Origin of the sequence: Variovorax gossypii, assembly GCF_003965815.1 — a bacterium.
GTDB lineage: Bacteria > Pseudomonadota > Gammaproteobacteria > Burkholderiales > Burkholderiaceae_C > Variovorax > Variovorax gossypii.
In genome coordinates this window covers 175571-200671 of sequence record NZ_RXOE01000006.1, presented here as the reverse complement: position 1 = coordinate 200671, position 25101 = coordinate 175571, and the positions used below count along the sequence as shown (strand labels likewise).

25 protein-coding genes are annotated in these 25101 nt (G+C 69.0%); 12 read left to right on the top strand and 13 right to left on the bottom strand.

The features are described from left to right. Positions 1–3: 3 nt before the first annotated feature. From EJP69_RS21605 to EJP69_RS21590, 4 genes are all read right to left on the bottom strand, one after another. Entirely contained in the window at positions 4–774 is a 771-nt protein-coding gene (locus tag EJP69_RS21605; RefSeq protein ID WP_126472451.1) for a fumarylacetoacetate hydrolase family protein, read from the bottom strand. Beyond that, positions 771–1409, bottom strand: coding sequence for a fumarylacetoacetate hydrolase family protein (locus EJP69_RS21600; protein WP_093301288.1), 639 nt, complete (start codon positions 1407–1409; stop codon positions 771–773). Before EJP69_RS21600 ends, EJP69_RS21605 begins: the two co-directional genes overlap by 4 nt. Then, the gene (gene hpaR, locus EJP69_RS21595) at positions 1406–1843 is read right to left on the bottom strand and encodes a homoprotocatechuate degradation operon regulator HpaR (protein WP_093206842.1); all 438 of its coding nucleotides are present in this window, start codon (positions 1841–1843) and stop codon (positions 1406–1408) included. Before hpaR ends, EJP69_RS21600 begins: the two co-directional genes overlap by 4 nt. A gap of 127 nt (positions 1844–1970) precedes the next feature. Beyond that, positions 1971–2483, bottom strand: coding sequence for a MarR family winged helix-turn-helix transcriptional regulator (locus EJP69_RS21590; protein WP_126472450.1), 513 nt, complete (start codon positions 2481–2483; stop codon positions 1971–1973). A 105-nt stretch (positions 2484–2588) separates the two neighbouring features. On the opposite strand from EJP69_RS21590, the gene EJP69_RS21585 reads away from it, so the two are divergent. Continuing rightward, a complete protein-coding gene (locus EJP69_RS21585; RefSeq protein ID WP_126472449.1) occupies positions 2589–3599 on the top strand; it encodes a Bug family tripartite tricarboxylate transporter substrate binding protein in 1011 nt (336 codons plus the stop codon). 35 nt (positions 3600–3634) lie between these two features. Further along, positions 3635–5026, top strand: a complete 1392-nt coding sequence (gene radA / locus EJP69_RS21580; RefSeq protein WP_093206846.1) for a DNA repair protein RadA — start codon at positions 3635–3637, stop codon at positions 5024–5026. 77 nt (positions 5027–5103) lie between these two features. On the opposite strand, the gene EJP69_RS21575 is transcribed toward radA, so the two are convergent. Continuing rightward, on the bottom strand, positions 5104–5559 hold the full coding sequence (locus tag EJP69_RS21575) for a hypothetical protein (protein ID WP_093206848.1): 456 nt from the start codon (positions 5557–5559) through the stop codon (positions 5104–5106). 149 nt (positions 5560–5708) lie between these two features. Between EJP69_RS21575 and EJP69_RS21570 the strand changes: the two genes are divergently transcribed. Next, entirely contained in the window at positions 5709–6146 is a 438-nt protein-coding gene (locus EJP69_RS21570; RefSeq protein WP_093206849.1) for a glycerate kinase, read from the top strand. Here EJP69_RS21570 and EJP69_RS21565 read toward each other — a convergent pair. Beyond that, positions 6143–7087 (bottom strand): LysR family transcriptional regulator, encoded by a 945-nt coding sequence (locus tag EJP69_RS21565; protein WP_093206851.1) that lies wholly within the window; start codon positions 7085–7087, stop codon positions 6143–6145. The two genes, EJP69_RS21570 and EJP69_RS21565, sit on opposite strands and share 4 nt — an antisense overlap. 202 nt (positions 7088–7289) lie before the next feature. Between EJP69_RS21565 and EJP69_RS21560 the strand changes: the two genes are divergently transcribed. Both EJP69_RS21560 and EJP69_RS21555 read left to right on the top strand, forming a co-directional pair. Further along, a complete protein-coding gene (locus EJP69_RS21560; protein WP_093206852.1) occupies positions 7290–8618 on the top strand; it encodes an MFS transporter in 1329 nt (442 codons plus the stop codon). Positions 8619–8650: 32 nt separating this feature from the next. Continuing rightward, positions 8651–9865 (top strand): M20 aminoacylase family protein, encoded by a 1215-nt coding sequence (locus EJP69_RS21555; RefSeq protein WP_093301296.1) that lies wholly within the window; start codon positions 8651–8653, stop codon positions 9863–9865. Between the two features lie 131 nt (positions 9866–9996). Here the strand turns inward: EJP69_RS21555 and EJP69_RS21550 are convergent, their stop codons facing one another. Then, positions 9997–10998: a recombination-associated protein RdgC gene (locus tag EJP69_RS21550; protein WP_126472448.1), complete on the bottom strand. Its 1002-nt coding sequence runs from the start codon at positions 10996–10998 to the stop codon at positions 9997–9999. Positions 10999–11141: 143 nt separating this feature from the next. Between EJP69_RS21550 and EJP69_RS21545 the strand changes: the two genes are divergently transcribed. Continuing rightward, a complete protein-coding gene (locus EJP69_RS21545; RefSeq protein ID WP_093206856.1) occupies positions 11142–12095 on the top strand; it encodes a branched-chain amino acid transaminase in 954 nt (317 codons plus the stop codon). 14 nt (positions 12096–12109) lie between these two features. Continuing rightward, a complete protein-coding gene (locus EJP69_RS21540) occupies positions 12110–12319 on the top strand; it encodes a zinc-finger domain-containing protein (protein WP_126472447.1) in 210 nt (69 codons plus the stop codon). A 41-nt stretch (positions 12320–12360) separates the two neighbouring features. On the opposite strand, the gene EJP69_RS21535 is transcribed toward EJP69_RS21540, so the two are convergent. From EJP69_RS21535 to EJP69_RS21505, 6 genes are all read right to left on the bottom strand, one after another. Further along, the gene (locus EJP69_RS21535; protein ID WP_093301297.1) at positions 12361–13632 is read right to left on the bottom strand and encodes an O-antigen ligase family protein; all 1272 of its coding nucleotides are present in this window, start codon (positions 13630–13632) and stop codon (positions 12361–12363) included. A gap of 162 nt (positions 13633–13794) precedes the next feature. Beyond that, complete coding sequence (locus EJP69_RS21530; RefSeq protein WP_126022423.1) at positions 13795–14994, bottom strand: ATP-binding protein; 1200 nt, start codon at positions 14992–14994, stop codon at positions 13795–13797. An 11-nt stretch (positions 14995–15005) separates the two neighbouring features. Beyond that, complete coding sequence (locus EJP69_RS21525; RefSeq protein ID WP_093206862.1) at positions 15006–15728, bottom strand: response regulator; 723 nt, start codon at positions 15726–15728, stop codon at positions 15006–15008. Positions 15729–15845: 117 nt separating this feature from the next. Further along, a complete protein-coding gene (locus EJP69_RS21515; protein WP_240652255.1) occupies positions 15846–16712 on the bottom strand; it encodes a beta-ketoacyl synthase chain length factor in 867 nt (288 codons plus the stop codon). Further along, entirely contained in the window at positions 16709–17911 is a 1203-nt protein-coding gene (locus EJP69_RS21510) for a beta-ketoacyl-[acyl-carrier-protein] synthase family protein (RefSeq protein WP_176947454.1), read from the bottom strand. Before EJP69_RS21510 ends, EJP69_RS21515 begins: the two co-directional genes overlap by 4 nt. Before the next feature lie 178 nt (positions 17912–18089). Further along, positions 18090–19472: an AmpG family muropeptide MFS transporter gene (locus tag EJP69_RS21505; RefSeq protein ID WP_093206865.1), complete on the bottom strand. Its 1383-nt coding sequence runs from the start codon at positions 19470–19472 to the stop codon at positions 18090–18092. A 59-nt stretch (positions 19473–19531) separates the two neighbouring features. On the opposite strand from EJP69_RS21505, the gene EJP69_RS21500 reads away from it, so the two are divergent. The 5 genes from EJP69_RS21500 (at position 19532) to EJP69_RS21480 (ending at position 25036) form a co-directional block, all read left to right on the top strand. Continuing rightward, entirely contained in the window at positions 19532–20392 is an 861-nt protein-coding gene (locus EJP69_RS21500) for a M48 family metallopeptidase (RefSeq protein ID WP_093301303.1), read from the top strand. A 224-nt stretch (positions 20393–20616) separates the two neighbouring features. Continuing rightward, positions 20617–22353 carry an allophanate hydrolase gene (gene atzF, locus EJP69_RS21495; RefSeq protein ID WP_126472445.1) on the top strand — a complete coding sequence of 579 codons (1737 nt, stop codon included), beginning with the start codon at positions 20617–20619 and terminating at the stop codon, positions 22351–22353. 12 nt (positions 22354–22365) lie between these two features. After that, positions 22366–23373, top strand: a complete 1008-nt coding sequence (locus EJP69_RS21490; RefSeq protein ID WP_126472444.1) for an ABC transporter substrate-binding protein — start codon at positions 22366–22368, stop codon at positions 23371–23373. A 5-nt stretch (positions 23374–23378) separates the two neighbouring features. Further along, complete coding sequence (locus EJP69_RS21485) at positions 23379–24206, top strand: ABC transporter permease (protein ID WP_093301307.1); 828 nt, start codon at positions 23379–23381, stop codon at positions 24204–24206. Next, on the top strand, positions 24203–25036 hold the full coding sequence (locus EJP69_RS21480) for an ABC transporter ATP-binding protein (RefSeq protein WP_126472443.1): 834 nt from the start codon (positions 24203–24205) through the stop codon (positions 25034–25036). The genes EJP69_RS21485 and EJP69_RS21480 overlap by 4 nt, the downstream gene beginning before the upstream one ends. Positions 25037–25101 lie beyond the last annotated feature (65 nt).

The window sequence follows — 25101 nt, the reverse complement described above, 5'->3', positions numbered from 1 at the left end:
GGCTCAGGCGGCCGCGATGGTGTTGACCAGCGCGCCGACGCCTTCGATTTCGGTGACGACCACGTCGCCCGGCTTGCAGTCGACCACGCCGTCGGGCGTACCGGTGAGGATCAGGTCGCCCGGCGAGAGCGTCATGAAGCGGCTGAAGTACTCGATGAGGAAGGGCGCGTCGAAGATCATGTCGCGCGTGCTGCCTTGCTGCGTAACCGTGCCGTTGACGGTGGTGCGCAGCGCGAGCGCCATCGGGTCGGGCACATCGGCCGCGTCCACGAACCACGGGCCCAGCGGCGTGCAGGTGTCGCGGTTCTTCACGCGCAGGTTGGGGCGGTACCAGTTCTCGAGGTAGTCGCGGATGGCGTAATCGTTGGCCACCGTGTAGCCGCCGATGAAGTCGTAGGCGTCGTCGCGCTTCACGTTCCTCGCGGTCTTGCCGACCACGATGGCGAGCTCGCATTCATAGTGCATGAACTGCACGCCGGCGGGGCGGTGCGTTTGCTGGCGGTGGCCGATGAGCGTGCTCTGGCCCTTGACGAACACCAGCGGTTCCTCTGGCGCCTTGAACTCGAGTTCCTTGGCGTGGTCGGCGTAGTTCAGGCCCAGCGCGAGGATGGTGCGCGGGCGCGCGGTAGGCGCGAGCGGCGGCAGCCACACGAGCTGCTCCTGCGGCACGACGCGGCCGTCTTCCAGCCGCACGGCGGCGTCGGGCTGGCCGTTGAATTCGTGGCTGGTGCCGGTATGTTCGCGGCCCTCGAAGATGACGCGTGCGTGCTTCATGCGGCTTCCTTCGCCAGCGTGTTGCTCAGGGCTTCGAAGCCCGGGGCGGAGATGTCGATGCGGTCGCCCGCGCGTGCCAGCGGGCGGCCGGGGCCGCAGCCGAGCATCAGCACGTCGCCGTGCGCGAGCGTCATGAAATCGCCGACGTCGGCGAGCAGCTGCCGTGCGGGGCGTACGAGCTGCGAGAAGTCGAGCGACTGCCTGAGTTCGCCGTTGATGCGCACCTCGACGCGGAAGCTCGCGGGGTCGGCGACCTCCTGCGCGTCGCGCAGCACGGGGCCGATGCCGAGGAAGCCGTCGACGCACTTGAACTTGACCGGCGGGCGGAAGAAGCTCGCGTGCGGGATCGACAGGTCGTTCATCAGCACGAAGCCTTCGACGTCGCCCTCGGCGCCGATCACCATGCCGATGCTCGCGCCGACTTCCACTTCGGGCACCGCGGCGGGCACGGTGATGGCGCTGCCGTGCGGGCTCCAGGTGTTGGCCGTCTTCACATAGAGAACGGGCGCCTTCGGCGGTGCCTTGTACGGCGGCTGCGTCATCTGCGGCGCGAGGGCTTCTGCCTCGGCGCGGAAGTTGAGCAGGGTGCCGTACACCGTGCCCGTTGGCAGGAAATGGGGAGTGATGCTGCTCATGGCGAGGGTTGCTCCAGTGCGATCAGTTCGTCGAGCAGCCCGTAGAGCTGCGCGAGCTTGGCCTTGCCGAGGGACTTTTCCATCCAGTCGTAGTGCGCCTCGATGCTGCTTCCCAGGCGCTTCACCAGCTTCATGCCGTGTGGCGTGGCCTCGACCACGGTGCGGCGCTGGTCGGCCGGATCGCGCGCGCGGGTGATGAGGTTGTCGCGCTCCATGCGCGCGAGCACGCCTGTAAGGCTGGGCCCGAGGATGAAGGCCTCGCGCGCCACGCGGCCGGTGTCGACCGCGCCGTGCTCGCCCAGCACGCGCAGCACGCGCCACTGCTGGTCTGACAGCGCGTGCTCGCGCAGGCTGGGCCGCGTGTGGGCCATCACGGCTTCGCGCGCCTGCAGCAGCAGGCGAGGCAGGTTGCGATGAGTGAATGTCGTGCTCAAGGCTCGTCTCTTCCGAAATTACTTAACATGTTAAATGAATCGTCGAAGCTTTCCTAGTGGCTGTTCCGATCGATTCGAAAACCTAGGGTATGCACGGATGAGCCGTGCGCCGCGGGAGCTTCTCGCTTCAGCGCGCGACCGGTGGCTCGCGGCGGCGCCGGTCGGCCTTGGGCAGGTCGGCCGCGGCCGCCACCATCGCCTCGCCGCGCGCGTGCAGGCGCTGCAGCATGTCGTCGAGCAGCGCCACTTCGTCTGCCTTCAGTGCGCCCAGCAGTTCGGTGTTGATCGCGCAGACCAGCGGATAGAGCTCCGCATGGAGCTTCGTGCCCGCCGAGGTCAGGCGCAGACGCACATGGCGCCGGTCGCCGGCGGGCTGCTCGCGCGAGACCAGGCCCTTGTCGACCAGCGAGCTCACCGCGCGCGAGGTGCGCGCGCGGTCGAGCTGCGCATGCTCGGCCAGTTGCGACGAGCCCAGCGCGCCATGGCCCGCGAGCGTGGCGATGAGCCGCCATTCGCGCCGCGTGATGCCGAAGCGCCCCTCGCACAGCCGGATCACCATGCTGCCCGCCACCGACAGCAGCCGGCTGGTGCGGTAGAGCAGCAGGTCGTCGAGCGTGCGCGGCTGTGCGTGCATCGGCATAGGGTTTGCCCGGGCAATGATTGATTAGATGAACCAATTGTCGGCGCTCTACATTGGCCCCGATCCACCGCGCCCCACCGGCGGAAGAGAACGGAGACGAGACAGATGACGACAGACCCGCAGTTCCTGCCCCAGCCAGGTCGCCGCCATGCGCTGGCCGTGCTCGGCGGCATGGCCCTCGCGCCGCTGGCTGCAACCGTGCAGGCGCAGCCGGCCATCGCGCCGGGAACCCCCATCCGCGTGCTGATCGGCGTGCCCGCCGGCGGCACGCAGGACGTGCTCACGCGCGCCATCGCACAGGAAGTGCGCGAATCGCTCGGCCCGCTCATCGTGGACAACCGCTCCGGTGCCGCCGGGCGCATCGCGGTCGAGGCGGTGAAGACCGCCGCGCCCGACGGTCGCACGCTGCTGCTGGGCACGGCCAGCATGATGACCATGTTCCCGAGCGCCTACAGGAACCTGTCGTACGACCCGATCAAGGATTTCCAGCCCATCATCAACGCGGCGCGCTTCGAGCTCGCGCTGGTGGTGCACAAGGACGTGCCGGCCAACACGCTCCCCGAGTTCATCGCATGGGCGAAAAAGCAGCCGGGCGGCGCGAGCTTCGCGTCGTACGGCGCGGGCACGCCTTCGCACTTCCTCGGCGAGATGCTCAACCGCGCGGCGGGGCTTTCGATGGTGCACGTGCCCTATCGCGGCTCCACGCCGGCGCGCCAGGACGTGATGGGCGGCACCGTGCCGGTCTACTTCGACACCGTGGGCGGCGCGCTGCAGATGGTGCCGGGCGGCCGCGTCAAGGTGATCGCCACCAGCGGCGAGAAGCGCTCGCCGCTGATGCCCAGCGTGCCCACCTTCGTCGAGGGCGGCCTGAAGGACGTGGTGGCGACCGCATGGTTCGCGTACTACGCGCCGCTGAAGACGCCGAAGCCCGTGGTCGACCAGCTGCGCGCCGAGTTCATGCGCGCCGTGAACTCGCGCGAGGTGCGCCAGCAGCTGCTGCAGAACGGCATGTACCCGGTGGGCGACGGCCCCGAGGCGCTGCTGAAGACGATGCGCGAGGACATCGCGCGCTGGGCGGCGATCATGAAGGCGGTGAACTTCCAGGCGAACGACTGAGGGGCCTCGCCCGTCCGGCCACCTAAACTCGAAGGATGGCCAAGGACAAAACACTTTTCGTCTGCAGCGAATGCGGCGGCACCAGCCCGAAGTGGCTCGGCAAATGCCCCAGCTGCGGCGCATGGAACACGCTCATCGAGCAGGTGGCGGGCGCGGGCAGCGGACCCGCCAACAACCGCTTCGGCACCCAGTTCGCATCGCTCGCGGGCGCATCGGAGCTCGCGACGCTTTCTGAAATCGAGGCGACCGACGTCGCGCGCACGCCCACCGGCATCGACGAGCTCGACCGCGTGCTGGGCGGCGGCATCGTCTCGGGCGGCGTCACGCTGATCGGCGGCGACCCGGGCATCGGCAAGTCGACGCTGCTGCTGCAGGCGGTCGATGCGCTGCAGCACGCCGGGCAGAACGCGCTCTACGTCACCGGCGAGGAAAGCGGCTCGCAGGTGGCGCTGCGCTCCAGGCGGCTGGGCCTCGACCATTCGCAGGTGCAGGTGTTGGCCGAGATCCAGCTCGAGAAGATCATCGCCACGCTCGACGCCACGCGCCCGGCCATCGCGGTGATCGACTCGATCCAGACGGTCTATTCGGACCAGCTCACCTCGGCCCCAGGCTCGGTGGCGCAGGTGCGCGAATGCGCCGCGCATCTCACGCGCTTCGCCAAGACCAGCGGCACGGCCGTGGTGCTGGTGGGCCACGTGACGAAGGAGGGTGCGCTCGCCGGTCCGCGCGTGCTCGAGCACATGGTCGACACGGTGCTGTACTTCGAGGGCGACACGCATTCGAGCTTCCGCCTCGTGCGTGCCATCAAGAACCGCTTCGGCGCGGTCAACGAGATCGGCGTGTTCGCGATGACCGAGCGCGGCCTGAAGGGCGTGACCAACCCGAGCGCGATCTTCCTGAGCCAGCATGCCGAGCCGGTGCCGGGCAGCGTGGTGCTGGTCACGCTAGAAGGCACGCGGCCGATGCTGGTGGAAATCCAGGCGCTGGTCGACAACGGCGGGCCCAGCCCGCGCCGCCTCTCGGTGGGCCTGGACCGCGACCGCCTCGCGATGCTGCTGGCGGTGCTGCATCGCCATGCGGGCGTCGCCTGCATGGACCAGGACGTGTTCGTGAACGCGGTGGGCGGCGTGCGCATCAGCGAGCCCGCGGCCGACCTGGCCGTGATGCTGGCCATCACCTCCAGCCTGCGCGGCAAGCCGATGCCCAAGGGCTTCATCGCATTCGGCGAAGTGGGCCTGGCCGGCGAGGTGCGCCCCGCGCCGCGCGGGCAGGAGCGCCTGCGCGAGGCCGCCAAGCTGGGCTTCAGCGTCGCGGTGGTGCCGAAGGCGAACGCGCCCCGAAAGGGCGCGAAGGAAATCGAGGGGCTGACGATCCACGCGGTGGATCGCATCGAGGAGGCGATGGAGGTGGTCCGCCGCCTCGACTGACCCGGTCTTTCACCGGAGCCGGATGCCGGGAGAAAAAATGACCCGGCGCGCGCGGTGGCGCGCCGGGCCTACCCTCCCTATCCCCCTATGTGCATCGTGAATGCCGGTCCGCTGTTGAGCACGCATTGGCCGCTGCCCAACGTGGCCGAGTTCATCGAATACTGGCAACTCAGGTTGCCGCCGCGGCTGCCGGTGGCGTTCGCCACGCCGGCAGTCCGCGAGCCGGCGACCCGGGTTGCCTCTCCCTGGAACTGCTCACCGCCGATCTGCGCGTTGAAGTGGCCGCGGCCGTTCATGTCGTTGGTCACCGTGCCTGCGACGACGCCGTAGCGCGAGGCTTCGGCGTTCGACGGATACAGCCGCGCGGCGAAGGTCTGTGCGACCGGGCCCGGTGCGACGGCGTAGGCCTGCGAAGGCGGCGCCGAGGGAGCGGGTTGTCCGAGCGGCACGACGTAGCAACCGCTGAGCGCGGCGGCCGTGAGCGTGGCGGCGAGGGTGAGACGAACGAATGTGACGGAGCGCGGAATGGTCATACGCTTTTCGGTGGCCCGGGCAGATGCCCGTGCGGCGAAATGTGCCAGCCGATGCGCCCGCGCAAAGTGCTTTTGAGGCCGAGTACCGTTTTTCGCCCCTTACGGTAGTCGGGGTGGCTACTTCGAAGGGCACTCGAGGGGCGGCGACAATGCGCGCCATGAATTTCAAGAACTTTCTATTGCCTCTGGGCGCCATCGTCGTCATGGCGCTGGCCTGGCGCGCGGCCGGATGGGGCGGTGTCGCCCTGGCCGGCGGCGCGATCGTGATGTTCCTGCTGCTGCACTTCAACCGCGCCATGCAGGTGCTCAAGCGCGCAGCCGAGCGGCCCGTGGGCTACGTGGCCAGCGCGGTGATGCTCAACGCCAAGCTCAAGCCGGGCGTGACGCTCATGCACGTGATCGCGATGACGCGCGCCCTCGGCGAACTGCGCTCGCCCAAGGACGAGCAGCCCGAGCACTACCGCTGGACCGACGGCGGCGGCTCGTACGTCGATGCGATCTTCAACGGCGGCAAGCTGCAGAGCTGGACGATGACGCGCCCGGAGGCACCGGCTGACGACGAGGGCAGCAACAGCCCCGCAGCCTAGGCCGCGTTCCCCTTGCGCCGGGGCTGCCGCCAGGGCGGATTCGCCTTCGCATGGTGGCGCGCCTCCTTCGCGAATTCGGCGCACACGTGCGTCATGAGGTCTGCCGAGCGGTAGACCAGGAACACGTCGAAGTCCGGCAGCTCGTCGGCAATCGGCAGCTTCTCGAGCAGGTGGGGCTGCAGCCGCAGCGGCCCCGCGCCGTGGAACACGAAATCCGACCACATGCTGATCAGGTCGGTCTGCGTGGCCAGCTGCAGGCCCAGCAGGTTCGACGCGCTCTGCACCATGCGCTTCGGCATCTCAAGCCCGTGCATGTTCATCGTGCTCACCAGCGGGCTGCCCGCGTCGTCGATGGGGTCGAGTACCAGCCAGTCGGCGTCCAGCAGCGGCTGCAGCCTGCGCACGCGCCGCAGCGGATGGCCGGTACGCACCGACAGGTGCATGGCCACCGAGAACAGCGGCTCCCATTGAAAGGCGTTGGTGCCCGGCCCGTTGCAGGTGGAGACCAGCCCCAGGTCGAGCCGGCCTTCGCGCAGGCCCTCGAAGATCTGCTGCGGCCGCAGCTCGAAGCCGCGCAGCGCCACGTTGGGAAAGCGCTTGCGGAACGAGGCCATCGCATCGGGCAGCGGACCGCTCGAGGCCACGGCGGTGAAGCCGATGTTGAGCTGCGCCTCGTCGTGCCCGCGGATCGCCTCGATGTCTTCCAGCGCGTGCCGCAGCTCCTGCTCGACCACGCTCGCGCGCTTGACCAGCGCCGTGCCGTAGGCCGTGAGGCTCACGCCGCGGGTGGAGCGCGACATCAGCGTCACGCCGAGTTCGCGCTCCAGCTCCGAGATGGTCTTCGACAGCGCGGGTTGCGTGGTGTGCAGGCTTCGCGAGGCCTCGTGGATGCTGCCGTGCTGCGCCACCGCCAGCAGGACGCGCAACTGTTGCAGCTTCATCGTGGTGCCGATCTGCCGGAAAGATGCGCCTTGGGGCTTGTCCCGATGGCTTCCGGTGACTGTTTATGACGGGGATGCCGTTTGGTTATCAGCATGAAAATTTGTGATTCTTCGCCGCAGCGCTTTGCCTGAATACTCCGCCGCGAACGGGCCCCAGGGTTATGCAGAGGCCCCCCGCAACCTGTACGTGGAGTGACATTAGATGAGCGAAGCCGCATTGCCCGCAAGCCCGATCGGGGGCTCTTCACCAGCCGCCGCTCATGCGCCCCATGCCGCGCAGGGCAAGGGAAAGCAGAGCCAGTTCCGCCTGATCGCCGCCTGCTCGCTGGGCAATGCGCTGGAGATGTACGACTTCACCGTCTACAGCTTCTTCTCGCTGCTGATCGGCAAGCTGTTCTTCCCTTCCGACAGCCCCTACGGCTCGCTGCTGCTCGCGGTGGCGACCTTCGGCATCGGCTTCGTGATGCGGCCGCTGGGCGGCGTGATCATCGGCAACTACGCCGACCGCAAGGGCCGCAAGGCCGCGATGACGCTGACCATCGGCCTCATGGTGCTCGGCACGCTGTGCATCGCGTTCGCGCCGCCGTACGCGTCGGCCGGCGTGTTCGGCTCGCTGATGATCCTCGCGGGCCGCCTGCTGCAGGGCTTCTCGCTCGGCGGCGAAGTGGGCGCTGCCACGTCGATGCTGATGGAGGCGGGCGGCGTCAAGGGCCGGGGCTTCCGCGTGAGCTGGCAGCTCGCGAGCCAGGGCGTATCGGCGCTGCTGGGCGCGCTCACCGGCGCAGCGCTGTATGCCGCGCTGCCGCAGGCCTCGCTGGAGAGCTGGGGCTGGCGGCTGCCGTTCCTGCTCGGGCTGCTGATCGCGCCGGTGGGCCTCTACATCCGCGCGCACCTCGAGGAAACGCACGTTGCCGAGAGCCACGAGTCCAGCCCCATCGGCCGGCTGCTGCGCAACCATGGCGGCCTGGTGCTCAAGGGCATCCTCGCCACCACCGCCGGCACGGCGACGATGTACCTCGTGGTGTTCTTCATGCCCACGTACATGATCCGCGTGCTGCACATGCCGCCTTCGCTCTCGCTGCTGTCGGGCTGCGTCACGGGCATCACGCTGTTCGCGGTGTCGCTGGTGGCGGGTCGGCTGGCCGACCGGCTGCCCAACCGCAAGCCGCTGGTGATCGGCTCGCTGCTCTTCAGCGTCGTCGCCGTGGGCCCGGTGTTCTGGCTCATCAGCCACTACCCGAGCGTGCCGCTGGTGCTGGCGCTGTCGGCGCTGCTCACCGCGAGCGTGAACATCGGCACGACGCCGATGTTCCTGATGCTGCTCGAGATGCTGCCGGCCGGCGTGCGCGCCAGCGGCATCTCGGTGATCTACAGCGTGGGCGTGACCATCTTCGGCGGCTCCTCGCAGTTCATCGTCACCTGGCTGCTCGCGAAGACCGACAACCCGCTCTCGCCGGCCTTCTACATGATGGCCTGCGGGCTGCTGAGCCTCGGCGCGCTGCTGAGCCTGCGCGAGCGCAAGGCCGGCTGACCATCGAATCCCCATCCGACGACCTCCTTCACATGACCCGCGAACTCAGCCCCCAGACCACCAAGCTTCTTTCGCGCCTGCTGCCGCAAGCCGACGTCGACACGCAGGCCTTCGTCGACATCCGCAGGCAGATCCACGCCAACCCCGAGCTCGGCTTCGAGGTGAGCGCCACCAGCGAGCTGGTCGCCAACCTGCTGCGCAGCTGGGGCTACGAGGTGCACACCGGCATCGGCCGCACCGGCATCGTGGCGCAGCTCAAGCTCGGCAGCGGCACGCGCCGCCTGGGCATCCGCGCCGACATGGACGCGCTGCCCATCGTCGAGGCCACCGGCCTGCCGTACGCGAGCCGCAACCAAGGCCGCATGCATGCCTGCGGGCACGACGGCCACACGGCCATCCTGCTGGCGGCGGCCAAGGCGCTGGCGACGGCGCGTGACTTCGACGGCACGCTGAACCTGATCTTCCAGCCCGACGAAGAGAACCTCTGCGGCGCGCGCGCGATGATCGAGGACGGCCTGTTCGAACGCTTCCCCTGCGATGCGGTGTACGCGCTGCACAACGCGCCGGGCGTGCCGGTGGGCACGATGATGGCGATCGAAGGTCCGGTCACGCTGTCGTCCGACGTGGCCGACGTCACCATCAAGGGCGTGGGCGGGCACGGCGCCATGCCGCACCGCGCGCGCGATCCGGTCGCGGCTGCCGCGGCGGTGGTGACGGCCCTGCAGACGGTGGTGGCGCGCAACGTGGCGCCCGACGACACGGCGGTGGTGTCGGTCGGCTTCATCCGCGGCGGCGCCACGCACAACGTGATTCCGCAGTCGGTGTCGCTGGGGCTGAACGTGCGCGCGGCCCGGCCCGAGACGCGCGCGCTGGTCGAGCAGCGCATCCGCGAGATCGTGAGCCTCACCGCGCAGGCGCACGGCGTGGAAGCCGAGATCGACTACCGCCAGCTCGTGCCGCCGGTGGTCAACACCGCGGCCGAGACCGAGCTGGCCGCGCAGGTATGCGCCGAGCTGGTGGGCGAGGAGAACGTCGTAAGGCAGGCGCCCAAGGGCTTCTCGGGCAGCGAGGACTTCGCCTGGATGCTCTCCGAGTTGCCGGGCTGCTATCTGCTGCTCGGCAACGGGGAGGGCGAGTTCGGCGGCTGCATGGTGCACAACCCCGGCTACGACTTCAACGACGAAGTGCTGCCGCTGGGCGCGGCCTGCTGGGTTCGCCTGGCGCAGACTTACCTGGCGAAGACGTGAACAAACCTGCTGCGCAACCCGATCTCGCACCTGCGGTCCTCACCGTACGCGAGTACGGTTCCGGTCCTCGATGCGAGCTCGGGCTGCTCGCGACGGTTTCTTCACGTCTTCGGCGCGCCCTGACCTGAGGCCTAGAACGGCGCGTCTTCTTCCTCGGGCGCATCGGCCGGCACGGTCGTCGTGGGCGCGGCTGCAGCAGCAGGCTTCGGCGCTTCGTCCGGCGCCGCCGCCGAGAAGGCCGCCTCGCCGCCCAGCGCGTCGAGCAGCGCGGGCACCAGCTGGCCCAGCTCGCCCGTGGCGATGGCCACGTCGGCGTCGAAGTTGTCTTCCTTCTTGCCGCCGGCCGCGCCGTCGCCCGTGCCTTCGAGGAAGGCGATCTTGCGGATCAGCAGGCCGTGCGTGAGCTCGAAGGACACGCGGTCGTCCCAGGTCAGCGCGAGGCGGGTGGGGCGCTTGCCGTCGGTGATGTGCTGCTTCACCTCGTCGATGTCCAGCGGGTGCTTGGCGTAGCGCACCACGGCCTTGGAGTCGTCGCCCGCCTTGAGCTCGCACTCGCGGTCGATGGTGAAGCCGGCCGGCGGCTCCTGCGTGAGCAGCCAGTTGGCCATGGCCGCGGCGGGCTCGATCTGGGTGTTGATGAGGGCCACGGCGAAGCCGTCGAGCGACTTCACGAGGCTGGTGACCACTTCGTCGGCGCGCGAGGCGTTGCCGGTGTTGATCACGAGGCGGTTCTCGGCCTTGTCGATCCACACCGCGACGCGGGCGCTGCGCGTGAAGGCCATGGGCAGCAGCTCGAGCGTGATGTCTTCCTTGAGCTCCTTCTTTTCCTTCTTGCCGGGCTTGCGGCCGGTGGTGGCCTCGATCTGGGCGCAGCGCTCGTCGACCTTGCGGCGCACCACCGAGCCGGGGACCTGCTTGCTCTCGATCATGTATTCGACCAGCCACTGGCCGTCGATGGACTCCACCAGCGGGCCGTTGGCCTCGCCGCGCGGCTCGATCCAGCCGGCGGACTTTTCCTGCGAGGGGCCGCAGGGCTCGAAGCGCTGCTTGCCGAGCCCTTCCTCCGCCTCGGCCAGTGTCTGGGACCAGGCGGGTTCGATGCGATAGACGATGACGTTCTTGAATACGGACACGGAAACCCTTTTTCCAACGGTTTGGACAGCCGGCCATTGTCGGGCACCCCGGAAACTCCGCCGCCGTAAAATCGCAAGCTTTTGCGACTTCCCTCCTTCGTCGCACCACCCCCACACCGCTTCCCAAACAAAGGAATCAGGAAATGAGCTCGATCCCCCCCTCGCTGGACGACCGTGACGGCAAGATCTGGATGGACGGCGAACTCGTGGACTGGCGCGACGCCAAGATCCACGTGCTGAGCCACACGCTGCACTACGGCTGCGGCGCCTTCGAGGGCGTGCGCGCCTACAAGACGGCCGACGGCAGCACTGCGATCTTCCGCCTGGCGGAGCACACCGAGCGCCTGTTCAACAGCGCCAAGATCCTGCGCATGAAGATCCCCTTCACGCAGGAACAGCTCAACGAGGCCCAGAAGCAGGTGGTGCGCGAGAACAAGCTCGAGAGCTGCTACCTGCGCCCGCTGATCTGGATCGGCTCCGAGAAGCTGGGCGTGAGCCCCAAGGGCAACAAGGTGCACGCCATGGTCGCGGCCTGGTCCTGGGGCGCCTACCTGGGCGAAGAGGGCATGAAGCGCGGCATCCGCGTGAAGACCTCCAGCTACACCCGCCACCACGTCAACATCACGATGACGCAGGCCAAGACGGTGAGCAACTACACCAACTCGATCCTGGCCAACATGGAAGCGCTGGACGACGGCTACGACGAGGCGCTGCTGCTCGACGCGAGCGGTTTCGTGTCGGAAGGCGCGGGCGAGAACATCTTCGTGGTCAAGGGCGGCGTGGTCTACACGCCCGACCTGTCGGCCGGCGCGCTCAACGGCATCACCCGCAACACCATCCTGCACGTGTGCAAGGACCTGGGCCTCGAACTGGTGCAGAAGCGCATCACGCGCGACGAGGTCTACGTCGCCGACGAAGCCTTCTTCACCGGCACGGCCGCGGAAGTCACGCCCATCCGCGAACTCGACCGCGTCGAGATCGGCAACCGCGGCGACGGTGGCGCGCGTGGCCCGATCACCGAGAAGATCCAGGCGGCCTTCTTCGACATCGTGAACGGCAAGAATCCCAAGTACGCACACTGGCTCACGAAAGTCTGAGAAGAAGAGATCCCATGTCCACCAATGCAGTAGTCGAACTCCTGGCCAAGGAGCTCAATCATCAGGGCGGCGTGTTCTGCCCCAGTCCCAAGGCCGACATGAAGCTCTGGAACAGCCACCCGAAGGTCTACCTCGACGTGGCGCGCACCGGCGAGGCCAAGTGCCCGTATTGCGGCACGGTGTACCGGCTGAAGGCCGGCGAGGCGGTGTCGTCGCGGCACTGATAAGCCGCTGAACCGACCGGCCCCGGTCGTCCGATGCCTCTTCAGGCAGCCGGGCGGGCGGGGTCTTTTTCCAGGCTCTCCAGGCTCTTCAAGCGCGAGGGCAGCAGGCCGCGCCACGGGGCCGGATCATTCTTCTCCTGCGCGAGCCGCAGGTAGACCATCGAGATGAAGAGCAGCGCCAGGCCGATCTGCGCATCGCGCATGGCCGAGTTCACGCTCGAGGCGATCAGCGCGATCAGCGTCGCGGCCAGCGCATAGCGGCCGGCGATGTCGGGCCGCTTCCATGCCTGCCAGACGGCGGCGACCATGATGAGGAGCAGGCTCAGCAGGGCGGGAAGGCCGCCCTGGGCGCCGACCCACAGGAAGTCGTTGTGCGGCATGTTCGAGTCGGCGAGCAGCGCCGGGCCGCGCTTGTGCCACTGGTCGGTCCAGCCGCCGATGCCCCAGCCGGTGAACGGGCGGTCGGCGATCATGAGGCCGGTGTCGCGGTACATGTAGTAGCGGATGGCCCAGCTGCCCTTGAAGACCGCGCCGGCCTGCGCCTCCTCGATTTCCTGCACGCCGACTTCGACCTTGTGCTGCAGCTGCGGCAACTGGTAGAGCCCGGCGCCCATCACCACGGCACCCAGCACCAGCGCGCCCACCAGCATCTTCAGGTGGCTGCGCCACTGGTGGATGCACACCACCGGAATCACCAGCAGCAGCGCGAGCACCGAGGTGCGCGAGGTCAGCGGCAGCGCCACCACCAGGCCCAGGCCGAGCAGCAGCACGAAGGCCGGAATGGCGCGCAGCGGCCTGTGCGCGGCGATCTGCGCGATGCCCCACACCGCGGCGGTGGAAGCCACCACGCTGAACAGCAGCGCGTTGCTGATCGATTTGTTGCCCACCTCCATCACCACCGCGCGCAACGGCGACCAGATGTTGAAGCCGCCGACCGCGTAGAAGACGACGATCAGCACGATGTTCAGCACCGCCACCAGCAGGAAGCCGCGCAGCGCCCAGATCGCTTCCTCGCGCGTGAGCGCCATCGCGATCAGCATCGTGAGACCGATGCGGATGCCGTGGAACAGGTTGGAGCCGGTCTCGGGGTAGTGCGGCCCGATGGCCAGCACGATGAGGGTCCAGGCGAAGTAGGCCATCACCGGCCACCACAGCGGGTTGGCGCGCAGCCGCGCATAGCGCTCGCCCAGGCCGCCGGCCACCAGCATGGTGAGCAGCAGCAGGATGGCCGAAAGATAGGTGACGCCGACCGGCATGAACACCACCAGCCCCCAGAACATGGCCGCGGGCCGAACGATGTGCGATCTCTGCATAGGGGCGGGATTTTAGGTTGGCATCTTGGAGCTGACCTGACTTCTCCCCCAGGCTTCGCGCACTTCGTGTCGCTTCGCCAACCCCCTCGCCGGGGGCGATGCCTGCGGCCCGGCAAAGCCGGTTCCGTGGCATCCCCGCGAACTGCCGGGACGGGGGCAGTGTCAGTGGCTGCGCGCGGCCGCTGGCAGGCGGATCACGAAGCTGGCACCGCCACCGGGGCGGTCTTCGCAGCGCACGGTGCCGCCGTGCCGCTCGGCGATCGACTTCACCAGCGCCAGCCCCAGGCCCACGCCGCCGTTGCGCTCGCTGGCGCCGGGCAGCCGGTAGAAGGGCTCGAAGATGCGTTCGCGCAGGGCGGGCGGCACGCCCGGGCCCCGGTCGTTCACGCGCACGGTGGCATAGCCGTTGGCGCTGCCCAGTTCCACCGCGATCTCGCCGGCGCCGTAGCGGCGCGCGTTCTCCAGCAGGTTTCGGATCGCCCGGCGCAGCAGGCGCGACACGCCCGGCACGGTGAGCGTGGCGTTGTCGGTGCCGTCGGCCAGGTCGAGCTCGGCGTTGACCTGCGAGCATTCCTCCGCCGCCAGGCCGGTCAGGTCGACCGGTTCGATGGTGCCCATGTCGGCCTCGCTGGCGTCGAGCCGGCTGGCCAGCAGGATCTCGTCGATGAGCTGGTCGAGCTCGCCGATGTTGCGCGAGATCTCCTCGCGCGCCGACTGGCTCGGGTGCTCGCCCATCAGCTCCAGGCCCATGCGGATGCGGGTGAGCGGCGAGCGCAGCTCGTGCGAGGCGTTGGCTAGCAGCGACTTGTGCGAGCGCACCAGCTGCTCGATGCGTTCGGCCGACGCGTTGAATCGTTTGGATAGATCAGCCACTTCGTCCTGCCCTTCTTCTGTCACGCGCACCGAGAGATCGCCTTCGCCCCAGCGCTGCACGCCGCGCTGCAGCGATTCCAGCCGCTGCGTGATGCGCCGCACGATCGGGTACACCCCCAGCGCCACCGCCACGCCCACCAGCGCGATCATCCAGCCCAGGCCGAAGGGCGTGCGCCACGGCGCGAAGCCGCCGGTGCCGGTGGGCCGCTCGCGCGGCGCCACGCGCAGCGTGATGGCCTTGCCGTCGCTGAGCGTCACGTCGAACTCCAGGCCCTGGCCCGGCACGCGCAGGGCGGTGCCCGCGCCGATCGGCTTGTCCTGCGCGTCCAGCACCACCACGTTGCGCGGCACCGGCGCCAGCCGCTCGCGCTCGGCCTCGGCGGCCTCGCGCACGATCCAGTTGGCCATCAGCGTGAGGATCACGACGCCGCCCACCACCGCGAGCCAGATGCGGACGTAGAGATGGCGCGAATAGAGACTGCGCAGCATCGGCGGCCGGCCTAGTCTTGCTGCTTGGCGAAGACGTAGCCCACGCCGCGCACGGTAAGGATGCGCTTGGGGTTCTTCGCGTCGACTTCGATGGCGGCGCGGATGCGGCCCATGTGCACGTCGATGGAGCGGTCGAAGGCTTCCAGCTCGCGACCGCGCACGGCTTCCATGATCTGGTCGCGCGTGAGCACGCGGCCCGCGCGCTCGGCCATCGCCGTCAGCAGGTCGAACTGGTAGGAGGTGAGGTCTGCGATCGCGCCGCCCACGGACACGGTGCGCGCGTTGCGGTCGATCTCCAGCGTGCCGAAGCGCATCACCGACGAAGCCTCGGTCTCGGTGGCGCTCTCGGAGCGGCGGCGCAGCACGGCGCGGATGCGCGCCAGCAGCTCGCGCGGCTCGAAGGGCTTGGGCAGGTAGTCGTCGGCGCCGATCTCCAGGCCGATGATGCGGTCCATGGGGTCGCCCTTGGCGGTGAGCATCAGCACCGACACCTTCGACAGCGGGCCGGGCAGCGCGCGGATGCGGCGGCAGATCTCGAGGCCGTCGGTGTCGGGCAGCATCAGGTCGAGGATCACCAGGTCGGGCGCGTGCTGCTGCAGCTGCTCGAGCCCGGCGGCGCCGTCGCCGGCATGGTTGAACGCGAAGCCCGACTGCGTCAGGTATTCGCCCACCATCTGCGCCAGGCGGGCGTCGTCTTCGATCATCAGGAGTTGGGGGGTGCTCATGCGCTTCATGGTCGTCCACCGGGAGCAAGAGGGCTTGAACGCTCCGTAAAGTTGGGTAAACCTCGGCAACCCCTGTCAACCGGCGATGCTGCGAAAAGCATAGCGCCGGCCGCAGTGGCCGTGGGCTCAGCCCCGTGCGAGCGGCCGCAACTGCAGCCGCAGCGACAGGGACGCGGAAAGCGGCAGGTCGACCGGCGAGCCCGCGCCGCCGACATTGCCGTCATCGAGATGTGCCAGCGATTCGAACAGCCCCAGCGACGCGGCCATGGGGTTGATCTCGGCCAGCGACTTCGCGGCTTCGGAGCGCGGCGGCGTGGCTGCAGCAGCCGTGCCGTCTTCGCTGACCAGCGACCAGTCGAGCGCCGCGACGGTGCGCTCGCTCGGCTCGCTCGCGATCACCAGCGCCACCGCGAGCAGGCCGCGGCTGTCGGTGACGGACGTCAGCGCGCCTACCGTGGGTGCGTCGTAGCCCACCAGCAGCACCGGTTCCTGGTCGCAGGCGGATTGCACCGCGGCCTCCAGCAGGCCGGAGGCGAAGCTGTGCTCGTAGGCGGAGACCGCGTTGCTGGCCGCCATGCAGCCGGTGCCGATGGTCCAGTAGCCCACGGCCGCGTTGTGCACCGAGTTGTGGAACTTGGTGGGCGACAGGCCCTTCGGATCGCTCGCGAGCGTGCTGCACATGTAGTCGTTGATCGACAGGTCGCCGTGCGCCGACGTGAACACGCAGGGCACGTCGGCCGCGTTGCGGCCCGAGCCGGCGAGGGCGGCCGCGGCCACCTCGAGCGCCAGCGCCACGGTGTCGGGCGCGCGGCGGCGCTCGGCCGGGGCCAGCACCTGCGGCGACGGGCGTTTCGCGGGCGGATCGGCCAGCGCGCCTTCGCCGCGGAAGGCGGCGCGCGCGGCGTCCCAGCCGGGCAGGGTGGGAGTCCAGAAGGCCGGGCCTTCGATGTAGAGGGTGGGGGGCTTGGGGGCGGCCTGGTTCATGTCGTTCATGCCGCCTTGCCGAAGACCAGCGAGCAGTTGTTGCCGCCGAAGCCGAAGGAGTTGCTCAGCGCGTAGCGCACTTCGCCGCGCGCGGGCTCGAGCCGGATCTGCGGGCCGAAGCCTTCGTCCAGCGTGTGGGTGTTGACGGTGCCCGGCATCAGGCCGCGCTCGATGGCCAGCAGGCTGATGACGGCCTCGACGATGCCCGCCGCGCCCAGCGTGTGGCCCATGAAGCCCTTGGTCGAGCTGGCGTGCGTGCGTGCCGGGAAGCGGCGCGCCACCAGCGCGCCTTCGACCTCGTCGTTCTTCTGGCTCGCGGTGCCGTGCATGTTGATGTAGTCGATGGCCTCGGGGGCGAGGCCCGCGCGCGCCAGTGCCTCGTCGAGCGCGCGCTCGGCGCCCAGGCCCTCGGGGTGCGGCGTCGACATGTGGTGCGCGTCGCTGGCCTCGCCGTAGCCCAGCAGGTGCAGCGGCGCGGCATCGGTGCCCGTCTGCACGCGCTCGACCAGCGCGAAGCCCGCGGCCTCGCCCAGGCTGATGCCCTTGCGTGCGGCGTCGAAGGGCCGGCACGGCTCGCTCGACACCAGTTCGAGCGAGTTGAAGCCGAACAGCACGCTGCCGCACAGCGTGTCGGCCCCGCCGACCACGGCCGCGTCGGCCAGGCCCAGGCGAATGAGCCGCTCCGCCGAGGCGAACACCTTGGCGCTCGACGAGCAGGCGGTGGAGATGGTCTCGCTCGGGCCGCTGATGCCCAGCAGCTGCTGCGCGAACATGGCCAGCGAATGCGGCGTGTGCACCGCGGCGCGGCGCTGCTCGGGCGGGAACATGCCCTGTGCATCGAGCCGGGTGTAGGCCAGCTCGGTCTCGCCGATGCTGGCGGTGGATGTGCCCAGCACCAGCGCGATGCGCGATGCGCCGTACTTCTCGCGCGCCGCGGCCACCGCCTCGACGAAGCCGTCGGCCTGCAGGCCCATCCAGGCGAGCCGGTTGTTGCGGCAGTCCCATTGCGCGAGCGGCTCGGGCAGCCGGACGTCCTCGACCCCTTCGACACGGCCGATCCAGGTGGGCAGCGGCGCGTCGCCGAAGTCGTTGGCGCGCAGCCCGCTGCGCGACTGCGCCAGAGCGTCGGCCAGCGCTTCCTTGCCGACACCGACGGCGCAGGTGGCCGTGTAGGCACTTATTTGAAGAGGAGAAATTCGGGACGGCACGATCTTGGAGGTGTTGGGCTGTCGGTCAGGCAGACGATGGGCGCGCGGAAAGGAAAACCTGAAAGGGCGCGGCGGAGAAAGGATATTGAAAGAAACGAATGTATACCGGTACAGCCTACCAGTTGCGCGGCCCGTGCAGCGTCGGCCGTTTCCTATAAGGCGCAGGCCCTGTAGACCCCTATTGACGGCCCTGGGGGCTTGTGGTCGTCAGCCGCGAGGCCAGCGCCACCAGCACCAGCACCGGCGCGCCCAGCAGCGCGGTGCCGACGAAGAAGCTGCTGTAGCCGTAGGCGTCGACGAAGGCGCCCGAATAGCCGGCCAGGAACTTCGGCAGCAGCAGCATCAGCGAGCTGAACAGGGCGTACTGCGTGGCCGAGTAGCTGATGTTCGTGAGGCTCGACAGGTAGGCGATGAAGGCCGCCGAGGCGATGCCGCCGGCCAGGTTGTCGGCCGACACCACCGCGATCAGCGCCGTCAGGTCGTGCCCGCGGGTGGCCAGCCAGGCGAAGAGCAGGTTGCTGGCGGCGCTGAGCACCGCGCCCAGCATCAGCACGCGCATCACGCCCAGGCGCATCGACAGCACGCCGCCGACGAAGGCGCCCACCAGCGTCATGATCACGCCGTAGATCTTGCTGACCGAGGCCACCTGGTCCTTGGTGAAGCCCATGTCCACGTAGAAGGGGTTGGCCATGATGCCCATCACCACGTCGCTGATGCGGTAGATGGCGATGAGCGAAAGGATCAGTACCGCCTGCCACTTGTAGCGGCGGATGAAGTCGGCGAAGGGCTCGACCAGCACGTTGCGCAGCCATTCGGCAGCGCTGCGGGCCTTGGGCAGGGCGCCCGGCACCGGCTCAGGCGAGAGCAGCACCGTGACCACGCCGACGGCCATCGAGGCGGCCATGACCAGGTAGGCCGTCTTCCAGGCGCCGTTCTGGTAGGCGGCGGCGCCCGTGGCCGCCACGGCGGGCGCCACCTCGGCCCAGGCCGCGACCCACAGCACGCCGGCACCGGCCCAGATCATCGCGAGCCGGTAGCCGGTCTGGTACGCAGCGGCCAGCGCGGCCTGCTTGCGCGCCTCGGCCGATTCGATGCGGAAGGCGTCCAGCGCGATGTCCTGCGTGGCCGAGCCGAAGGCCACCAGCAGCGCACACCAGACCAGCGGCGTGAGCCCGTGTCGCGGGTCGTTGACCGCCATGCCCGCCAGCCCGGCGATCACCATGCACTGCGCCAGCAGCAGCCAGCCGCGGCGGCGGCCCAGCAGCGTGGTCAGCGGCGGCAGCGGCAGCCGGTCGACCAGCGGCGCCCAGACCCACTTGAAGCCGTAGGCCAGCCCGACCCAGCTCAGGTAGCCGATGGTGGTGCGGTCGATGCCCGCTTCGCGCAGCCGGAAGCTCAGCGTGCCCAGCACCAGCAGCAGCGGCAGCCCCGCCGAGAAGCCCAGCGCCAGCATGCGCAGGGTGGCGGGTTCCAGGTAGACCTTCAGCGCGTCGCGCCAGGGCGGTGAGGGGGGCGTGGGGGTTTCTGCGGGCGAGGCGGACATGTGCCCCGGATTGTCCATGAGCGAGGCCCCGGGCTTCCCGCCTTCTTGTCTTCATTTGTTCCTATCATCCCGCTCCTATGTGCACACGATGCGATCGCCCCGTTTTCGCCCTTGCGGCTCCTTCCGCAGCTTCCGCCTGGAATCCCCGGCGGGCCTTCCTGCTGGCCGCCGCCGGCGCGGTCCTCGCGAAGCCGGCGCTGGCGCAGGTCGAGGTGGGCAAGCCTTCGGTGGCGCGCAACATCGTGCCGGTCGAGCAGATCGAGGCGGCCGGCGTGCAGCAGTACGGCCAGCTGCTCGAGCAGGCGCGCGCCAAGGGTGCGCTGGCGGGCGAGAGCAATCCGCAGCTGCAGCGCCTGCGCACCATCGCCAGGCGCCTCGTTCCTTTCGCCACGCCGTGGAATTCGCGCGCCCGCGACTGGAAGTGGGAGGTCAACCTCATCGGCAGCAAGCAGATCAATGCCTTCTGCATGCCCGGCGGCAAGATCGCCTTCTTCACCGGCATCCTCGACCAGCTCAAGCTCACCGACGACGAGGTCGCGATGGTGATGGGCCACGAGATGGCCCACGCGCTGCGTGAACACGCACGCGCCCGCATGGCCAAGAGCGCGGGCACCGGCGCGGCGCTCTCCATCGGCGCGCAGCTGCTCGGATGGGGGCAGGTGGGCGACCTGGCCGCGCGTGCCGGCACGCAGCTCATCACGCTCAAGTTCAGCCGCAGCGACGAGTCCGAGGCCGACCTCGTGGGGCTCGAACTCGCGGCGCGCGCGGGCTACGACCCGCAGGCGTCGGTGTCGCTGTGGAAGAAGATGGCCACGGCTTCGAAGAACCAGGGCGGCCTGAGCTTCCTCTCGACGCACCCCAGCGGGCCTGACCGCATCGCGAAGCTCGAGTCGAACCTGCCGAAGGTCGAGAAGCTGTACCGCGAAGCAAAGAAATAGCTCGCCCCCAGGCTGCGCGCAATTCGTGTCGCGCACGCCTTCCCCCTACCGGGGGCAACACCTGCGGCCCGGCAAAGCCGGTTCCGCGGTGTTTCGCGAAAACTCCACTCCCCATTCTGTTTTTCTGACTGACGCGCGCCGCGCGTGAGTCGCATCGCATCGCGCCGGCGGTCACTGGCACGCCGCTTGCATCACAACATGTGTACATGTTTGGATGCCTGAAGATGGTGCATGAAGAAAACCCGAAGAGCGGATCGCCCGAAGCGGCCTGGATTGCCAGGTTCGCCTCGCCCGTGGCGCACGCGCAGGCCGCGGGGGCGCTGGATTTCGCCCTGCCGCTCGCCGGGCTGCGCTTCGCGGTCAAGGACAACATCGACGTGGCCGGCGTGCCCACCACGGCCGCCTGTCCGGCCTTCGAGCGCCTGCCCGCGGCGCATGCGGCCGTGGTGCAGCGCTTGCTCGAAGCCGGTGCATTGCTGGCCGGCAAGACCAACCTCGACCAGTTCGCCTGCGGCCTGAACGGCACCCGCTCTCCGTATGGGGAGGTGCCCAACGCCTTCGATGCGCGCTACGTATCGGGCGGCTCCAGTTCGGGCTCGGCCTACGTGGTGGCGAGCGGCGAGGTCGACTTCGCGTTCGGCACCGACACCGCCGGCTCGGGCCGCGTGCCGGCCGGGCTCAACAACATCGTCGGCCTCAAGCCTTCGCGCGGCCTGCTGAGCGCCTTCGGCGTGGTGCCCGCGGCGCAGAGCGCCGACTGCGTCTCCATCTTCGCGCGCACCGTCGCCACGGCGGTCGACGTGCTGCTCGCCGCCGCGGGCCACGACGCGCGCGACCCGTACTCGCGCGACATCGACCTGCGCCGCGAACCGCTGCCCGCGCGCTTCCGCTTCGGCGTGCCCGACAGGCTGAGCTTCTTCGGCGACGCCGCCGCCGAACAGGCATTCGGCGAAGCGGTCGCGCGGCTGCTCGCCATGGGCGGCACGCCCGTCACCATCGCCTACGCGCCGCTCGCCGAAGCCGCCGGGATGCTCTACGAAAGCGCGCTGGTCGCCGAGCGCTACGCCGCGGTGCGCGAATTCTTCGACGCGCACGCCGACGACGTGATCGAGCCCGTGCGTGGCATCCTCGAGAGCGGGCGCCGATACGACGCCGCCGACGTGTTCGAGGCCCAGGCGCGGCTGCGCGCCATCGCGCAGAAGGTCGAGCCGATGTGGCGCGACATCGACGTGCTGCTCGTGCCCACCGCGCCCACGCACTACACCCGCGAGCAGATGCGCGCCGACCCGGTCGTGCTCAACCGCAACCTCGGCGCGTACACCAACTTCGTCAACCTGCTCGACTACGCCGCGCTCTCTGTGCCCAGCAGCCTGCGCGCGGACGGCCTGCCTTTCGGCATCACGCTGATCGGCCCCTGCGGCAGCGATCTCGCACTGGCCGAACTGGGCCAGCGCTATCACCACGCGACCGGCCTCGCGCAGGGCGCGACCGGCGAGCCGCTGCCCGCGCCGCGCGCCATTCCGGGGCTCGCCGCGCCGGGCGCCGGCCTGCTGCCCATCGCGGTGGTCGGCGCGCATCTCTCGGGCATGCCGCTCAACGGCCAGCTCACCGAGCGCGGCGCGACGCTGCTGCGCGCCACAACGACTTCGCCCTTCTACCGGCTGCATGCATTGCCGGGCACGGTGCCCCCCAAGCCCGGGCTGCGGCGCGTGGCCGTCGGGGCAGACGAAGGCGGTGCCGCCATCGCGCTCGAGGTGTGGGCCGTGCCGCTCGCCCAGGTCGGCAGCTTTCTCGCGCTCATCCCGGCTCCGTTGGGCCTCGGCAGCGTCGAGCTGGCCGACGGCAGCTGGGTGAAGGGCTTCATCTGCGAAGGCCATGCGCTGGCCGGCGCGCAGGACGTGACCCATCACGGCGGCTGGCGCGCCTACGTCGCGAGCCTGGCCAACCCGAGTTCCAACTGATCAGGAGTTCCGATGAGCATTCAAGAAAACTCTTCCGCCGCTCGCCAACGACGCCAACTGCTGCAGGCCGGCGCCGCTGGCCTGGCTGTGCTGGCCGCGCCCGCCATCGTGCGGGCGCAGGGCGCGGCGACGAAGCTGCGCATCGGCTTCTGGCCGGTGGCCGCCGGCCTGCCGTTCTTCGCGGCGGTCGACAAGGGCTACTTCAAGGAGGCCGGCCTCGACGTCGAGCCGCTGAAGTTCGCCGGCGCGCAGCAGGTGATGGAAGGCATGCTCGCCGGCCGCTGCGACGGCAGCGCCAACGGCACCGGCTCGGCCAACCTCGCCATCGGCGAGATCGCGCAGCCCGGCCTGTTCAAGATCTTCTGCACCAACCCGAGCAACGCGAAGTACGTGCTCGACGAATTCATCGTCGCCAAGGACAGCCCCGTGAAGAGCGTGGCCGAGCTGGCCAGCAAAAAGGTGGCCTCGGGCCCCGGCATCCAGAACGTCACGCTGTGCAAGACCATGCTCGAGCGCGCGGGCGCCAAGGGCGCGACCGTGAGCGAGCTGCCCATCGGCCAGCACGTGGCCGCGCTGGTCGCGGGCCAGGTCGACGCCTGCTACACGCTGGAGCCCACCGGCACGGTGGGCCGCATGAACGGCACCACGCGCGTCGTCGAGGCCGGCGTGGTCGCCAAATACATCCTCGGCGACCCGATGGCGCCCTGGCACGGCGGCGCGGCCAGCCTCACCAGCGAGTTCATCAAGAAGAACCCCGAGATCGCGAAGAAGTACATCGCCGCCTACGCACGCGGCGTGGAACTGGTGCGCACCAAGCCCGACGAGGCACGGCAGTTCATGAAGGGCTACACCGCCATCGAAGGCAAGCTCACGGCCGAGGTGCCGCTCGCGTCGTACATGCTCTACAACGAGTTCAAGCCCAGCGACGTCGCGTACTTCCAGAAGTTCTACGACCTGTTCACCGAGAAAGGCATCTTCGAGAAGAAGGTCGCGGTGGACACGCTCCTCTACAAGGCCTGAAGACCATGGCCGAAGCAAGCACGACCACGGCCGCGCCGTGGACCCCGCCGGCAAGCGCTGCCACCGCAGCACCGAAGCCGCCGTTGCGCGACCGCATGCTGCCCTTCATCGGCCCGGTGGCGCTGTTCATCGTGTGGGACCTGGTGGTGCGGCTCGGCTTCATCAAGCCGATCCTGCTGCCCACGCCCGCCGACACCATCGCAGCGCTCATCACCGGCCTGGCTGGCGGCCCGCTGCTCACCGACTTCGCCATGACCGTGTGGCGCACCGTGCAGGCCTTCGTCATCGCGGCGGTCGTCGGCGTGCCGCTGGGAGTGCTGCTCGGCAGCAACGAGAAGGCCTACCGCAGCGTGGAGTTCCTGATCGACTTCTTCCGCTCCACGCCGTCGTCGGCGCTCATTCCGCTGTTCCTGCTGATCTTCGGCGTGAGTGACGTCAACAAGGTCGCCATCGCGGCCTTCGGCGCGCTGCTCATCGTGGTGTTCAACAGCGCCTACGGTGTCATCAACGCCCGCAAGCAGCGCGTGATGGCGGCACGCGTCATGGGTGCCTCGCGCTGGCAGATCTTCAAGGACGTGCTCGTGTGGGAAAGCCTGCAGCCCAGCTTCGTGGGCCTTCGCTCGGCGGTGTCGATGGCGCTGGTGATCGTCATCGTGGCCGAGATGTTCATCGGCTCCGACACGGGGCTGGGCCACCGGATCATCGATGCGCAGCAGGTGCTCAACGTGAAGAGCATGTACGCGGCCATCCTTGCGGCGGGTGCATTGGGCTACGCGCTCAACATCCTCTTCCTGATCGCGGAACGCCGCATCGTGCACTGGAGCGGAAGATGAAAGTCACGCAGGACATCGTCATCAAGGGCCCGGTGTACGCCGACGTTCCGAAGCCCGCCTTCAGGCCCGGCCCGGCAGGCACGCACATCACGATCCGCGGGCTCACCAAGTACTTCGCGGGCTGGCCGCTGTATGAGAACTTCGACCTCGACATCCCGAAGCACGCGATCGTCTCGGTGTTCGGACCCAACGGCTGCGGCAAGTCCACGCTCATCAACATGATCGCGGGGCTCATTCCCATCGATTCGGGCGAGATCCTGTTCGACGGCAAGCAGCGCAAGGACACCAAGATCGGCTACGTGTTCCAGAACTATCGCGAGGCGATGTTCCCGTGGATGCGCACCATCGACAACATCGCCTATCCGCTGAAGCTCGAAGGGCGCAGCAAGGCCGAGGTCGACCGGCGCATGGAAGAGCTGGTGGCGTCCTTCGACGTGAAGTTCGACCTGAAGCGCTTTCCGTACGAGCTCTCGGGCGGCCAGCAGCAGACCGCGTCGATCATGCGCGCGCTTGCGCCCAACCCCGAGGTGCTGTTTCTCGACGAGCCCTTCTCGGCGCTCGACTTCGAGATGACGCTCTTCATCCGCGAGAAGCTGCAGGAAGTGTTCATGCAGACCGGCACCACCATGCTGCTGGTGTCGCACGACCTCGAGGAGGCCGTGTACCTCGCCGACGAGGTGCTGCTGCTCACCAAGCGGCCCACCAAAGTCGCCGAGATCCTGCGCTACGGCGACGCGCGCCCGCGCACCGTCGAGACGCTGAGTACCGAGAGCTTCGTCGCGATGAAAAAGCTCAGCCTCGACATCTTCCAGCGCGAGGTCCGTCGGTAGCATGAAAACCACCCCCAGTCTTCGCGCACTTCGTGTCGCTTCGCCAACCCCCTCGCCGGGGGCAA